The sequence below is a fragment of the Desulfomicrobium salsuginis genome (assembly GCF_054657795.1).
The window spans coordinates 103828-117363 of the sequence record NZ_BAAHYA010000002.1; the positions used below are offsets into that span (position 1 = coordinate 103828).

Here is a 13536-nt window from a genome sequence, read left to right on the forward strand (position 1 = left end):
GGCGGCCGGGAAGCAAGCGATGCCTGGCTCGGTCGGACAGCCGGCAGCCCTTGCCCGGCCCGCGCCGGACCGCTTGAGGCAGTGCGGAGAGGGGGGGAATGAAGGCGTGCATGGGGTGCAGGGGGCGAGCCCCCTGCCCGCCGGAGGCATTCTTTGTGGGGATCGCGTTCCGTCGCGGGCCGGGCAAGGGCTGCCGGAACTTCCTCGCGGGCCTCGTAATGCTTCCCGGCCTTGAGTTATGGGCAGAGAGCGGCGCGTTGAGCGCTTGACGGCCGGGAAGCAAACGATGCCTGGATCGGTCGAACAACCGACAGCCCTTGCCCGGCCCGCGACGGACCGCTTGAGGCGGTGCGGAGGGTTGTGAGGAAAGAAAGTCGTGCATGGGGTGCAGGGGACGTGTCCCCTGCCCGCCGGAGGCATTCTTGGCGGCTTTTAAAGGGGGTAGGGGCAGGCGATTCGGCGGCGTTTGGGGGGTGGGGTGCAGGCGAGCAGGGCGCTGTTCAGCAGGGACAGGGCGGCGAGGAGCAGGAAGCGGCGGCGGGTCATGGGGCGGTCTGGCGGTCGGCCAGTTTCTGGACGGCGGTGCCGGCCAGGATGAAGGCCAGGCCGACGAGGGTCGAGGGGAGGATGGCTTCGCCGACCAGGAAGTGGATGATGAAGAGGGACAGGAAGGGGGCCAGGTAGATGAGGTTGCTGACCTGGGCCGTTGTGCGAGACAGGCGCAGGGCGGAGATCCAGAGCACGAAGGTCACGCCCATTTCGAAGGTGCCGATGTAGGCCGCGCCCAGCAGGCCCGGGAGGTTCGGCGTCAGGGGGAAGCCGGCCAGCAGGGCCCAGGCGCCGGTGTAGATCGTTCCGCAGCAGAAGTTGAGGAAGAGGCGTAGGTTCGGATCCAGGTCGTCGCGGATGCCGAAAATCCAGAACAGGGCCCAGATGACGGTGCTGCCCATGGCCAGGGCGAAGCCCGTGGGGCTCTCCATGCGGAAGCCCAGCAGGTCGCCGTGGGTGGAGATGACCAGGGCCCCGAGGTAGCTCAGGCCGATGGCCACGAACTGCAGGCCTCGGATGCGCTGCCCGAGGAGCGGGATGGACAAGAGGCTCATGGTGATGGCCCAAGTGTAGTTGATGGCCTGGGCCTCCTGGGCGCGCAGCAGGTCGTAGGCGCGGATGAGGACGAGATAGTAGAGGAATGGGTTCAGGGCGCCGAGAACCAGGGAGAAACGCGCCCGGGTCCAGGACAGGGTCCTGAGTTCACCGAGGCGGCCCTGGACGGCCAGCACCAGGGCCAGGACGACGGCGGAGGTCAGGCTGGCCCAGAAGACCATGGGCTCGGGCCCCAGATGGCGCAGGGACAGCTTGAAGGCCGTGGCCGCAGTGGACCACAGGCAGACCGCCGCGAGGCCGAGGGCGTAGGCTTTCTTCTGGTTGGTCCGCTTTTCCATGGCCGTGTCCGAGTTGCGGTTTTCGAAAAATGAAGTTACCGACTCTGTTGCGGAGTGAGGCTGCAAATCATTCGGTTTTGCCCGCACGGCACCGCAGATTGAACTGTGCCGACGACCAGAAAGGTTTTAAGGCCGCCGGTCCGGTTTCGACGTACTTGTGGGGGAAGCCCATTTTTTGTCAAACCTTTTCATGAGGATGGAGAACATGCTGAAACGTGCTGCTTTCGTGATCGCCTGTCTGCTGTGCATGGTTGCCGGCCCGGCCCTGGCCGAGGAAAAGGTCTTCATCAACGGCATCGACGCCAACTATCCGCCGTTCGCCTTTGTGGACCAGAGCGGCAAGCCCAGCGGCTTCGACGTTGACGCCGTGGACTGGATCGCGGCCAAGATGGGCTTCAAGGTCAAACACGTGCCCGTGGACTGGGATGGCATCATCCCCAACCTGCTGGCCAAGAAGATCGACTTCATCTGCTCCGGCATGACCATCACCCCGGAACGCGCCGAAAAGGTCAACTTCACCACTCCCTACTGGGAAGTGAAGAACGTCTTCGTGACCAAGAAGGATTCCAAGCTCACAGCTGAGGAGATCTACGGCAAGGACGTGACCGTGGGCATGCAGGCCGGCACCTCCGAGGCCAAGTGGATGGCCGAGGAAAAGGAGAAGCAGGGCTGGAAGTTCACCATCAAGTACTATGATTCCGCCCCCATGGCCATCGAAGACCTGGTCAACGGCCGCATCGAAGCCGCCGCCATGAACTATCCGCCGGCCCGCGACGCCGAGAAGAAGAAGCCCGTGCAGATCATCGGCATCTTCGGCGAAGTCGAGGAATTCGGCGCCGCCGTGCGCAAGGAAGACAAGGAACTGCTCGACAAGCTGAACAAGGGCTTCGAACTGCTCAAGGCCGACCCCTACTGGGAAGAGCTCATCGCCAAGCACCTCAACAAGTAGGCCCCTCGCCGCGTGAATCCATGGGAAGGCCCGGAATCGTCCCGGCCTTCCCGTTTTTTTGCCGCCTCCAGACCCTGAAGGAATCAACCCGGACATGAACGAAACCCTGACCGTCCTCCTCGACGCCCTGCCCTTTGTTCTGCAGGGCGCCGCCGTCACCGTCACCGCGGTGGTCGGCGCCATGTTCCTGGGTCTTTTCATCGGCGTGCCCCTGGCCGTGGGGCAGGTTTACGGCGGCAGGGCCGTGCGTTTCGTTTGCGACACCTATGTCTGGTTCTTTCGCGGCGTGCCCATTCTGGTGCTCCTTTTTCTCTTTTATTTCGGACTGTTCAACTTTATCGGCCTGAACCTGAACGCTGTGGCCGCCGCGACCATCGTACTCGGCATGACCAGCGGGGCCTACCAATCGCAAATTTTCCGTGGGTCCATCCTGTCCCTGCCCAAGGGGCAGCTCAAGGCAGCCCGCGCCCTGGGCATGTCCGACGCCCTGGCCATCCGGGCCATCATCCTGCCCCAGGCCCTGCGCCTGTCCATTCCCGGCTGGTCCAACGAGTATTCCATCATCCTCAAGGACTCGGCTCTGGCCTTCGTGCTCGGGGCCAGCGAGATCATGGCCCGCACGCATTTCGTGGCCTCCCGGACCTACCAGCACCTGCCCCTCTACATCAGCGCGGCGGTGCTCTATTTCCTCCTGACCTGGGCCGGCGTGGCCGCCCTGCGGGTCCTGGAGAAACGTGTCAGAATAAAAGGGTATGTGCACTAGACCATGAAGACCAACGACAAGACGCCGCTGATGCGGGTGCAGGGCCTTTCCGTCAGGCTGGGCGGCCGCGAGATCCTCAAGTCCGTGAGCCTCGATCTCTACGAAGGGGAGATGAAGGTGCTCATCGGCCCTTCGGGCGGAGGCAAGAGCACGCTGTTGCAGTGCATGAACTACCTCATCCTGCCCGACCGCGGTGAAATCGAGCTGGAAGGCCGCCACGTGGACCCGCACAACGCCGGCGCCCTGTGCGGCTTTCGGCAGCAGGTGGGCATGATCTTCCAGGATTTCAACCTGTTCGATCACCTGACCGCCATCGACAACGTCAGCATCGCCCTGCGCAAGGTGCGCGGCATGGGCAAGGCCGAGGCCCGGGACCGGGCCATGGCCGAGCTTTCGCGAGTGGGGCTGTCCGACAAGGCCCGCCTCTATCCGGCGGAGCTGTCGGGCGGCCAGAAGCAGCGCGTGTCCATCGCCCGCGCCCTGGCCATGGACCCCAAGGTCATGCTCCTGGACGAGCCCACCTCGGCCCTGGACCCGGAGCTGGTCAGCGAAGTCCTGACCGTCATCCGCAGCCTGGCCCAGAACGGCATGACCATGGTCATGGCCACCCACCAGATGGGCTTCACCCGCGCCCTGGCCGACGAGGTTTTGTTCATGCAGGACGGGTGCATCATCGAGCAGGGCAGCCCCAGGGAACTGCTGGCCGAGGGCTCGGGCACGAGAACGCTCGATTTCTGTTCCCAGATCCTCGAAGTCGAGGGCTGCACGCCGTGATCAGCGGGGAACTGGCCTTCCTGCTGCAGAAGCTCATCCCGACCCTGAACGAGGGCGTGCTGATGAGCATAAAGCTCATCATCCCCTCGGCCGTGCTGGGCCTGGCCCTGGGCGTGGTCGTCGGGAGCCTGCGGGCCTACGGCGGGCGTATTTTTTCACCCCTGGCCAACGGGTACGCGGCGCTCTTTCGCGGCACGCCGCTGGTCATCCAGCTCTTCATTCTCTATTTCGGGCTGCCGAACGTGGGCATCTACTTCAAGCCCTACACGGCGGCGGTGCTCGGCTTCATCATGTGCAGCGCGGCCTACCACTCGGAGTACATCCGCGGGGGGCTGCTTTCCATCCGGCGCGGCCAGGTCCTGGCGGCTCAGGCCCTGGGCTTCTCGACCTTCAGGACCCTGGTCTGGATCATCATCCCCCAGGCCTTCCGGCGGGCCCTGCCCGGGTGCGGCAACGAGATCGTCTACCTCATCAAGTACTCGTCCCTGGCCTACGTCGTGACCTGCTTCGAGCTGACGGGCCAGGCCAAGATCGTGGCCAGCGAGACCTTCCGCTTCAGCGAGGTCTTCATGGTCGTGGGCGTGTACTACCTGGCCCTGGTCACCGTGGCCTCCTGGGGCCTGCGCCGGCTGGAGAAGAGACTGGAAATTCCGGGCTTCGGCCATTAGATTTCAGCGGCGCACCGGCCTGTTCGCCGGTCCGCCCGCATCCCCGGCCGTCCGGCCGGGCCATCATCCCAAAGAACACGAGGTTATGCCATGAGCGACGAACCAAATAAGATCATCTATTCCATGCTGAAAGTGTCCCGCTTCTACGACAAGAAGCCGGTCATCAAGGACATCTCCCTGTCCTTCTTCTACGGCGCCAAGATCGGCGTGCTGGGCCTGAACGGCTCGGGCAAGAGCTCGCTCTTGAAGATCATGGCCGGCGTGGACAAGGAGTACAACGGCCAGATCGTCATCTCGCCCGGCTATTCCGTGGGCTACCTGGAGCAGGAGCCGCAGCTGGACCCAGAGAAGACCGTGCGCGAGGTCGTGCAGGAGGCCGTGCAGGAGACCGTGGATCTGCTGCAGCAGTTCGAGGAGATCAACGCCAAGTTCGCCGAACCCATGAGCGACGACGAGATGGACGCCCTCATCGCCCGTCAGGCCGAGGTGCAGGAGAAGCTCGACACCGCCGACGCCTGGGACCTGGACTCCAAGCTCGACATGGCCATGGACGCCCTGCGCTGCCCCGAGCCCGAAACCAGGGTCGCCGTCCTCTCGGGCGGCGAGAAGCGCCGCGTGGCCCTGTGCCGCCTGCTGCTGCAGAAGCCCGACATCCTGCTTCTGGACGAGCCTACCAACCACCTCGACGCCGAGACCATCGCCTGGCTCGAGCACCACCTGCAGCAGTACCAGGGCACCATCATCGCCGTGACCCACGACCGCTACTTCCTGGACAACGTGGCCGGCTGGATTCTGGAGCTTGACCGCGGCGTGGGCATCCCGTGGAAGGGCAACTACTCCTCGTGGCTGGACCAGAAGCAGAACCGCCTGGCCCAGGAGGAAAAGGAGGAGAGCGCCCGCCAGCGCACCCTCAAGCACGAGTTGGAGTGGATCAGGATGTCCCCCAAGGGGCGCCACGCCAAGTCCAAGGCCAGAATCTCGGCCTACGAGACCATGCTGAACCAGGAGACCAGGGACAAGATCAAGACCCTGGAGCTCTTCATCCCCTCGGGCCCGCGCCTGGGCGACGTGGTCATTGAGGCCGACCACGTGAAGAAGGCCTACGGCGACAAGCTCCTCATCGAGGACATGAGCTTCGCCCTGCCCCCCGGCGGCATCGTCGGCGTCATCGGCCCCAACGGCGCCGGCAAGACCACGCTCTTCCGCATGATCACCGGCCAGGAGCAGCCCGACGCGGGCTCCATCCGCCTCGGCCAGACCGTGAAGCTGGCCCACGTGGACCAGGACCGCGGCGTGCTGGACCCCAAGAAGAGCGTGTGGGAGATGGTCTCGGACGGCTATGACATGATCAACCTGGGCGGCCGCGAGATCAACTCGCGGGCCTACGTCGGCAAGTTCAACTTCACCGGCGCCGACCAGCAGAAGCTCGTCGGCATGCTCTCGGGCGGCGAGCGCAACAGGCTGCACCTGGCGCTGATGCTGAAAAAAGAGGCCAACGTACTCCTTCTCGACGAACCGACCAACGACCTGGACGTGAACACCATGCGCGCCCTGGAGGAGGCCCTGGAGAACTTCGCCGGCTGCGCCGTGGTCATTTCCCACGACCGCTGGTTCCTGGACCGCATCGCCACGCACATCCTGGCCTTCGAGGGCGACAGCCAGGTGGTCTGGTTCGAGGGCAACTACTCGGAGTACGAGGCGGACTACAAGCGCCGCACGGGCTCGACCCTCGCGGTTCCGCACCGCATCCGCTACCGTCAGTTGACGCGTTAGGGACGACGGAATGGAACCCGGCCGGATTTTTTTCCCGCCGGGTTCTTTTCAATCCCGCCCTGCGGTGCTAGTTTCTTCTTTCCTGTGAATTCCCATTTTCCGACGAGGAGAGAGCGATGAGTTCCAAAAGCGTTTCTTCCAAGATTCTTGGTCCCGGATATGGCGTCATCGTGGCCGGCTGCGTGGTGGAGAACTTCATTATCCGCACGCAGTGGTTCAAGCTCGGTTCGGTCATCGGCCTGCTGTGGATGGCGGTTGGGCTGGCCGCGCTCTTTTTCGCCCTGCGCGAACTGCGCAAGGGCGAGGGCTACATGCTGGTCGAGACCGGCCTCTACGCCGTGAGCCGCAACCCCATCATGGCCGCCAACCTGCTGGGCGTCATGCCCGGGCTGTGCCTGCTTCTGAACACGAACATCGGCATCCTGGGCATCGCCCTGGCGGCGTATTCCTTCTTCAGCACCGTCGGCGCCGAGGAGACGGCCCTGGAGGACGAGTTCGGCGAGGCGTACCAGGTCTACCGCGAACGGGTCAGCCTGCTGGTGCCCGTTCCCTTTGGCGGCGGTGCCTGATCCGGGTTTCGACCTTTCTGCCCATCAACGCAAAAACGCCCGTAAAAGGGCGTTTTTGCGTTGACGGGGGCGTCCTTCGGCTATCGCGGCAGGACCTGCTTCAGGTTGCCGATCTGCTGGATGAGCCGCCCGTACTCGTTGATCCGTTCGGCATTGCAGGTGTTGTTCCGCACACCGGAGACGATCTCGGCGTTGGCTTTCTTCAGGGTCTCGATGGCGGTCTGCATGCGCAGGCCGATTTCCACAGCCCTGATTCTGATGTTTCTTGCCATGTAGGCAGCGAGGACGATCCGCCTGCGCTCCCCCATGTCCGCAAATCTGCCCGTGTCGAGCATGGAATCGGCCATGCTCTGGAGCTGGCGCGCCTCGGCTTCGTAGACAGCCAAAAAGCTCGTGGGCCGGCCGTCGAGGATGAAGTCGGCCAGGATACGGTCGGCCATGGTGTTGACCACGTCCTCGAAGGCCAGGACGACCTCGCGGATGGAATTTTCCTTGCGCCTTTCGGTCCAGATGCGGGTAAGCCCGTCGATGATGCCGTCGATGGCCGCCTGTTGGCGTGGGTTCAGGCTCGCCCCCATGGTTTCGGCGGCGCTGTCGGCGAAGGTGATGGCGGATCTGCGGACGAATTGGGATCGGTCGTCGGAAGCCAGCCTCATGAGCAGGTCGCCATACATGCGCAGGGTCTTGCAGGCCGAGATGCGCTCGGCCGTGGCCGCGGCCGTGGCGGGGCCGTCATACTGCAGATCCGTTGATTTCACCCTGCCGTCGAGAATGGCCTGGTGCGTGTTCAGCCGGATGATGCCGGAGCGGACCGCGGTGAACTCGTCTTCGCCCAAGCGGCCGATGCGTTCCGTCGCCAGACCGAAGGCCTCGGTCGCGTCACGCTGCGGAGCCGTTGTGGCGCACCCCGCGGCCAGGATGAAGAGGCCGACGAATAAGAGGCGTTTCATGCCATTTCTCTAGTTATTCCGGTTGGATGCATTTTGAGTGCGTTGTAATTCCGTTCGTGATCCGAACGCTTTTCAAATGCTTGTACGATATGAAATGGCTTCGTGCAAGGGTAATGCATTATTTATGTTGTCATACAACATAAATAATGCGCCTCAATGCGCTCATTGGTGTGCACCATTTTGTAGTCAGTCTTGACGTGTATTCAGCTGGTGACAGTGGTCATTGAGTATTTTGGATTGGTGTTGGCGAGCCTCGAGTATCGAAGCGGTCGTCAGACTTGGGGTTGCGACGCTCCATGCTTCACGGAGCGACCGCACTGCATTCTATCGGTTATGACATGACCCGTGCCATCAGGTCTCGATGACGAACTGCACCCGGTCGGCGCAGAAGCGCGATTCGCAGTATTCGATGGGCCAGTCGCGCGTGTCGACGTTGACGCTCTCCGTGACTAGAATGGGGCGAGTCCGGGGCTGTGCCAGAATGCGGGCCTCTCGGGCCGTGGGCAGCCGCCCGGAGATCTGCGTCCGCCTGCGGCGGTAGTCCTTGACGCCGAAGTGGCGCAGGGCCTGCGTGACCGAGCCCGTCTGGCGGTACAGGTCGTCGAGGCCGGGGAAGCGGGACTGCGGAAAATGCGCGCTGGCCAGGCAGATGCGCACTCCGTCGGCTTCGCCGAGGGTTTCGAGAACCAGGACCGGATCCCCCTTTTCCAGCTCCAGGGCCCGCGCCACCACGGTCGTGGCCGGGATGACGCTCGACGAGATGAGCTCGCCGCGCGGTTTGCGCTCCTGCCGCAGGAGGTTCTCGTGGAAGCGCGTGCGCGTCCCCACGGCGTAGTCGATGAGCTGTTCGCGCACGAAGCTCCCGCTACCCTGTTCCGTGCGCACGAGGTCCTTTTCGGCGAGCAGTGACAGGGCCCTGCGCACCGTGTGGCGGTTGACCCCGAACTGCACGGCCAGCTCCTGTTCCGTGGGAAGCCTGCTTCCGGGCTTCAGTTCTCCTTCCCTGATCCGGTATTCCAGCCAGTCCTGAATCTGCCTCCACAAGGCCACGCCGCTTCTGCGCTGTAACTCCATCGCCGTCTCCCTGAATGCAAGCTGTCACAATCCGATGCCAAACCGTGCTTGTCGAAAAGACATAGACATCTAGACAAATTTTCCTATTGTGGAGTTTCTTTCATGTCAACAACCGAATCGCGACGCAGGAAGTGGATGGGCGCCCTGGCCCTGGCCGACGGGGCCAGGCTGCGGGAAGCCTGGGAAGGGCTGGCCGCAGCGCCCGAATACCGCGTCATCCGTGGGCCCGAGACCGGGCTGGTCATGGTCCGGGCCAGGGCCGGCAATACCGGCCGGCGCTTCAACCTCGGAGAGATGACGGTCACGCGCTGCACCGTCGGCCTGGCCGACGGCATAATGGGCTATGCCTGGATCGCTGGGATCAGGCCTGAACACGCCAGGCTGGCGGCGCTGTTCGACGCGCTCATGCAGATTCCTCACCGTTCGGAAGAGATCGGCGTCACCCTGATCGAACCGCTGCTGCGCGACCGCTGCGAGCATCTGGCCCGCCGGGCCGACGAGGTGCGGCCCAGCAAGGTCGATTTCTTCACGCTCGTGCGGGGGGAGGACTGATGCTGCAACCCATCCCCGCCGGTTTCTCCCGGCCCGTCTTCGAAAGCCAGAGCACCTTCCGCGCCGTGCTGCAGGCCATGGCCAACCCCGGCCGGACAGTTCCCGTGCCGGTCACGGCCCAGGGGCCGCAGGGATGGTCCGGCTCCATGGCCGCCCTGGTCCTGACCTTGTGCGACATGGATACCTCCATCTGGCTCGATCCTACGGCCGCCAGCCCAGAGGCGCTTCGCTTCGTGCGTTTCCATTGCGGCAGCCCGCAGGCGTCCGCACCCCATGAGGCCGCTTTCGCCGTGGTCCTGGAACCGAAGGACATGCCCGCGCTCCGCGCCTTCACGCCCGGGACGGCCGAATTCCCGGAACGCTCGTCCACGGTGCTGCTCTGGTCCGCAAACCTCGGCCAGGCCGGCTCCGGCGCCCGGGCGTCAAACATCCAGGGCCCCGGCATCGACGGCCGCGGCGAACTGCCCCTGCACTGGCTGCCCGAGGGTTTCGCCGAGCAATGGCGAGCCAACGCCGGACTCTTCCCCTGCGGCGTGGACGTGATCCTCGTCGGACCCGAAGCAGTCGTCGGCCTGCCGCGCACCGTCACCATGGAGGGTTGATCATGTACGTTGCCGTCAAAGGCGGAGAAAAGGCCATCGCCGAAGCCCACGCGCTGCTGGCCAAAGAGCGGCGGGGCGACCCGGCCGTGCCCGAACTTTCCCTGGGCCAGATCCGCGAACAACTTTCCCTGTCCGTGGACCGGGTCATGAGCGAAGGGGCCCTGTATGACGAGGATTGCGCGGCGCTGGCCGTCAAGCAGGCCCGCGGCGACCTGGTGGAGGCCGTCTTCCTGCTGCGCGCCTACCGCACAACCCTGCCGCGTTTCGGGTACAGCCAGCCCGCGGACACGTCGCGCATGCACGTTCGGCGGCGCATCTCCGCAACCTTCAAGGATGTCCCCGGAGGCCAGGTCCTGGGGCCGACCTTCGACTACACCCACCGTCTCCTGGACTGGAGCCTGGCCGGTGAAGGGAAGGGGGGCGGAACCGAAGAGAGTTGGGGCGCTGATTCCGGCGTCGAGGTCCCGTCGCCCATGCCCCGTGTCCTCGACGTCCTCGGACGCGAGGGCATCATCGAGTCCGAGGGCAGCGGGGACGACCACGAACCCGCGGACCTGACCCGCCAGCCCCTGGACCTGCCCGCAGCCCGCGACGTGCGCCTGCAGAATCTGGCCCGGGCCGACGAGGGGTTCCTCCTGGCCATGGGCTACTCCAGCCAGCGCGGCTTCGGCTCTACCCACCCCTTTGTCGGCGAGATCCGCATGGGCGAGGTGGAGATCGAGTTCGAGCCCGAGGAGCTGGGCTTCACCGTGACCATCGGCGAGATCACCCTGACCGAGTGCGAGACCGTCAATCAGTTCATCGGTTCCGGCGAGGCGCGCTTCACCCGCGGCTACGGCCTGACCTTCGGCCAGGGCGAGCGCAAGGCCATGAGCATGGCCCTCGTGGACCGCGCCCTGCGCGCCCCGGAACTGGGCGAGGAGAAGAAGGGACCGGCCCAGGACGCGGAGTTCGTCCTCTATCACAGCGACAACGTCGAGGCCTCGGGCTTCGTCCAGCATCTGAAGCTCCCGCACTACGTCGATTTCCAGTCCGAGCTCGTCCTCGTTAGAGGGCTGCGCCGGGCCGTGCGGGAAGAGGAGAGCGGCCATGACAGCTGAAACCATGCCGGGCTACAACTACGCCTATCTCGACGAGCAGACCAAGGCCATGATCCGCCGGGCCATCCTGAAGGCCGTGGCCATCCCCGGCCATCAGGTCCCCTTCGGCAGCCGCGAGATGCCCTTGCCCTACGGCTGGGGCACGGGCGGCATCCAGATCACGGCCAGCATCATCGGACCCCGGGACGTGCTCAAGGTCATCGACCAGGGCTCCGACGACACGACCAACGCCGTGTCCATCCGCTCCTTCTTCGCCAGGACGGCCGGCGTGGCTACCACCACTCGCACCGAGGAGGCCACGGTCATCCAGACCCGCCACCGCATCCCCGAGACGCCCATGACCGACGGGCAGATCATCGTCTATCAGGTGCCCATCCCCGAGCCCCTGCGCTTCATGGAGCCCAGCGAGTCCGAGACGCGGACCATGCACGCCCTGGAGGAATACGGGGTCATGCACGTCAAGCTCTACGAGGACATCGCCGAGCACGGCCGCATCGCCAAGAGCTACGACTACCCCGTCAGGGTCCAGGGGCGCTACGTCATGGCCCCGTCGCCCATCCCCAAGTTCGACAACCCCAAGATGCACGACTCCCCGGCCCTGCAGCTCTTCGGCGCCGGCCGTGAGAAGCGCATCTACGCCATCCCGCCGCACACGCGGGTCGAAAGCCTCGATTTCGAGGATCACCCCTTCGAAATCCAGAAGTGGGACGAGGCCTGCGCCATCTGCGGAGCCAGCGACAGCTTCCTGGACGAGATCATCACCGACGACCGGGGCGGGCGCATGTTCGTCTGCTCCGATTCCGACCACTGCGCGCGCAGGGTCGGGGAGGACTGCTAGATGGACCAGGAACTGCTGCGCGTCTCCGGCCTGACCCGCTACTACGGCAGCCGCGTGGGCTGCCGCGACGTGAGCTTCAGCCTCTGGCCGGGCGAGGTCCTGGCCATCGTCGGCGAATCGGGGTCGGGCAAATCCACGCTCCTGAGCCTGCTTTCGGGACGGCTCGCACCCACCGCGGGCGATGTGTCGTACCGCGACCGCGACGGCCGCTGGCTGTCCCTGCCGAACCTGTCTGAAGCCGACCGGCGGCGGCTGCAGCGCACGGACCTCGGCGTCGTGCACCAGAACCCGCGCGACGGGCTGCGCATGCGCGTCAGCGCCGGCGGCAACATCGGCGAACGGCTCATGGCCCTGGGGCACCGCCACTACGGCCGACTGCGCGGCACCGGTCTGGACTGGATGGAACGCGTCGAACTGGATCCGCAGCGCATCGACGACCACCCCTCGGCCTTTTCCGGCGGCATGCAGCAGCGCCTGCAGATCGCCCGCAACCTCGTGACGGAACCGCGCCTGGTCTTCATGGACGAACCCACCAGCGGCCTCGACGTCTCGGTCCAGGCCCGCCTGCTGGACCTGCTGCGCCACCTCGTCGCCTCCCTGGGCCTGGCCGTGGTCCTGGTCACCCATGACCTGGCCGTGGCTCGCATCCTGGCCCACCGCATGATGGTCATGCGCGGCGGCGAGGTCGTCGAGACGGGCCTGGCCGACCAGGTCCTGGATGACCCGTGCCACCCCTACACCCAGCTTCTCGTGTCCTCCATCCTGCAAGCCTGAGGCGTCCATGCACAACCCCATGATCTCCATCCGGTCCCTGGCTAAAACCTTCGTCCTGCACACCCAGGTCGGCACGCGCATTCGCGCCTTCGACGGCGTGGACCTTGACGTGGCCGCCGGCGAGTGCGTGGCCCTGCACGGCCCCTCCGGCGCCGGCAAGTCGAGCCTGCTGCGCTCCATCTACGCCAACTACCGCCCCAGCTCCGGCCGCGTCGTCGTCCGCCACAACGGCGGCAGCGTCGACATGACCGCGGCCGAGCCGCGCGCCATCCTCGACGTGCGCCGCAAGACCCTGGGCTACGTCAGCCAGTTCCTGCGCGTCATCCCCCGCGTCTCCACCCTCGACCTTGTGGCCGAGCGCCTCACGGCCATGGGCGTCGACGCCGGGGAGGCCAGCACCCGCGCCTGCGGACTTCTGGCACGCCTGAACATTCCCGAGCGCCTCTGGCCCCTGGCCCCGGCCACTTTCTCCGGCGGCGAGCAGCAGCGCGTCAACATCGCCCGCGGCTTCGTCCGCGACTACCCCGTCCTGCTCCTCGACGAGCCCACGGCCTCCCTCGACGGCGAGAACCGCCGCACCGTGGTCGACATGATCCTCGAAGCCAAAGGGCGCGGCGCGGCCATCGTCGGCATCTTCCACGACGACGAGGTCCGCGAGGCCGTCGCCGACCGCTGCCTGCACCTGACCAGACCCAAGGAGGCGTGACC

General features: G+C 65.3%; 15 protein-coding genes. 12 read left to right on the plus strand and 3 right to left on the minus strand.

The genetic code is table 11. The annotated features are described in order from the left end of the window. Positions 1-542 precede the first annotated feature (542 nt). The gene (locus ACYQ3G_RS07710; protein WP_459824421.1) at positions 543-1442 is read right to left on the minus strand and encodes a DMT family transporter; all 900 of its coding nucleotides are present in this window, start codon (positions 1440-1442) and stop codon (positions 543-545) included. A gap of 205 nt (positions 1443-1647) precedes the next feature. Between ACYQ3G_RS07710 and ACYQ3G_RS07715 the strand changes: the two genes are divergently transcribed. The 6 genes from ACYQ3G_RS07715 (at position 1648) to ACYQ3G_RS07740 (ending at position 6938) form a co-directional block, all read left to right on the plus strand. After that, positions 1648-2391, plus strand: a complete 744-nt coding sequence (locus ACYQ3G_RS07715; RefSeq protein WP_459824423.1) for an ABC transporter substrate-binding protein — start codon at positions 1648-1650, stop codon at positions 2389-2391. Between the two features lie 94 nt (positions 2392-2485). After that, positions 2486-3154: an amino acid ABC transporter permease gene (locus tag ACYQ3G_RS07720; protein WP_459824425.1), complete on the plus strand. Its 669-nt coding sequence runs from the start codon at positions 2486-2488 to the stop codon at positions 3152-3154. 3 nt (positions 3155-3157) lie between these two features. Continuing rightward, positions 3158-3928 (plus strand): amino acid ABC transporter ATP-binding protein, encoded by a 771-nt coding sequence (locus ACYQ3G_RS07725; protein WP_028577416.1) that lies wholly within the window; start codon positions 3158-3160, stop codon positions 3926-3928. Then, entirely contained in the window at positions 3925-4596 is a 672-nt protein-coding gene (locus ACYQ3G_RS07730; RefSeq protein ID WP_459824427.1) for an amino acid ABC transporter permease, read from the plus strand. Before ACYQ3G_RS07725 ends, ACYQ3G_RS07730 begins: the two co-directional genes overlap by 4 nt. A 90-nt stretch (positions 4597-4686) precedes the next feature. After that, complete coding sequence (ettA, locus tag ACYQ3G_RS07735; RefSeq protein WP_459824430.1) at positions 4687-6369, plus strand: energy-dependent translational throttle protein EttA; 1683 nt, start codon at positions 4687-4689, stop codon at positions 6367-6369. Between the two features lie 116 nt (positions 6370-6485). Beyond that, positions 6486-6938, plus strand: a complete 453-nt coding sequence (locus tag ACYQ3G_RS07740) for a methyltransferase family protein (RefSeq protein ID WP_459824433.1) — start codon at positions 6486-6488, stop codon at positions 6936-6938. 80 nt (positions 6939-7018) lie between these two features. Here the strand turns inward: ACYQ3G_RS07740 and ACYQ3G_RS07745 are convergent, their stop codons facing one another. Both ACYQ3G_RS07745 and phnF read right to left on the minus strand, forming a co-directional pair. Next, positions 7019-7888, minus strand: a complete 870-nt coding sequence (locus ACYQ3G_RS07745) for a hypothetical protein (RefSeq protein WP_459824435.1) — start codon at positions 7886-7888, stop codon at positions 7019-7021. Between the two features lie 351 nt (positions 7889-8239). Then, the gene (gene phnF, locus ACYQ3G_RS07750) at positions 8240-8962 is read right to left on the minus strand and encodes a phosphonate metabolism transcriptional regulator PhnF (protein ID WP_459824437.1); all 723 of its coding nucleotides are present in this window, start codon (positions 8960-8962) and stop codon (positions 8240-8242) included. 102 nt (positions 8963-9064) lie between these two features. Between phnF and phnG the strand changes: the two genes are divergently transcribed. The 6 genes from phnG to phnL are packed head-to-tail and all read left to right on the plus strand — an operon-like array spanning position 9065 to position 13534. Then, on the plus strand, positions 9065-9514 hold the full coding sequence (gene phnG / locus ACYQ3G_RS07755; RefSeq protein WP_459824440.1) for a phosphonate C-P lyase system protein PhnG: 450 nt from the start codon (positions 9065-9067) through the stop codon (positions 9512-9514). After that, a complete protein-coding gene (phnH, locus tag ACYQ3G_RS07760; protein ID WP_459824442.1) occupies positions 9514-10116 on the plus strand; it encodes a phosphonate C-P lyase system protein PhnH in 603 nt (200 codons plus the stop codon). Before phnG ends, phnH begins: the two co-directional genes overlap by 1 nt. A gap of 2 nt (positions 10117-10118) precedes the next feature. Then, positions 10119-11216, plus strand: coding sequence for a carbon-phosphorus lyase complex subunit (locus tag ACYQ3G_RS07765; RefSeq protein WP_459824445.1), 1098 nt, complete (start codon positions 10119-10121; stop codon positions 11214-11216). After that, entirely contained in the window at positions 11206-12054 is an 849-nt protein-coding gene (locus ACYQ3G_RS07770; protein ID WP_459824447.1) for an alpha-D-ribose 1-methylphosphonate 5-phosphate C-P-lyase PhnJ, read from the plus strand. Before ACYQ3G_RS07765 ends, ACYQ3G_RS07770 begins: the two co-directional genes overlap by 11 nt. Continuing rightward, positions 12055-12828, plus strand: coding sequence for a phosphonate C-P lyase system protein PhnK (gene phnK, locus ACYQ3G_RS07775; protein WP_459824450.1), 774 nt, complete (start codon positions 12055-12057; stop codon positions 12826-12828). 7 nt (positions 12829-12835) lie between these two features. Continuing rightward, entirely contained in the window at positions 12836-13534 is a 699-nt protein-coding gene (gene phnL, locus ACYQ3G_RS07780; RefSeq protein ID WP_459824453.1) for a phosphonate C-P lyase system protein PhnL, read from the plus strand. Positions 13535-13536: the final 2 nt, after the last annotated feature.

Coding starts and splice junctions, on each gene's coding strand:
- ettA (WP_459824430.1), top strand. CDS start 4,687: ATGAGCGACGAACCAAATAAGATCATCTATTCCATGCTGAAAGTGTCC.
- ACYQ3G_RS07720 (WP_459824425.1), top strand. CDS start 2,486: ATGAACGAAACCCTGACCGTCCTCCTCGACGCCCTGCCCTTTGTTCTG.
- ACYQ3G_RS07715 (WP_459824423.1), top strand. CDS start 1,648: ATGCTGAAACGTGCTGCTTTCGTGATCGCCTGTCTGCTGTGCATGGTT.
- ACYQ3G_RS07710 (WP_459824421.1), bottom strand. CDS start 1,442: ATGGAAAAGCGGACCAACCAGAAGAAAGCCTACGCCCTCGGCCTCGCG.
- ACYQ3G_RS07745 (WP_459824435.1), bottom strand. CDS start 7,888: ATGAAACGCCTCTTATTCGTCGGCCTCTTCATCCTGGCCGCGGGGTGC.
- phnL (WP_459824453.1), top strand. CDS start 12,836: ATGCACAACCCCATGATCTCCATCCGGTCCCTGGCTAAAACCTTCGTC.
- phnK (WP_459824450.1), top strand. CDS start 12,055: ATGGACCAGGAACTGCTGCGCGTCTCCGGCCTGACCCGCTACTACGGC.
- ACYQ3G_RS07770 (WP_459824447.1), top strand. CDS start 11,206: ATGACAGCTGAAACCATGCCGGGCTACAACTACGCCTATCTCGACGAG.
- phnF (WP_459824437.1), bottom strand. CDS start 8,962: ATGGAGTTACAGCGCAGAAGCGGCGTGGCCTTGTGGAGGCAGATTCAG.
- phnG (WP_459824440.1), top strand. CDS start 9,065: ATGTCAACAACCGAATCGCGACGCAGGAAGTGGATGGGCGCCCTGGCC.
- ACYQ3G_RS07740 (WP_459824433.1), top strand. CDS start 6,486: ATGAGTTCCAAAAGCGTTTCTTCCAAGATTCTTGGTCCCGGATATGGC.
- phnH (WP_459824442.1), top strand. CDS start 9,514: ATGCTGCAACCCATCCCCGCCGGTTTCTCCCGGCCCGTCTTCGAAAGC.
- ACYQ3G_RS07765 (WP_459824445.1), top strand. CDS start 10,119: ATGTACGTTGCCGTCAAAGGCGGAGAAAAGGCCATCGCCGAAGCCCAC.
- ACYQ3G_RS07725 (WP_028577416.1), top strand. CDS start 3,158: ATGAAGACCAACGACAAGACGCCGCTGATGCGGGTGCAGGGCCTTTCC.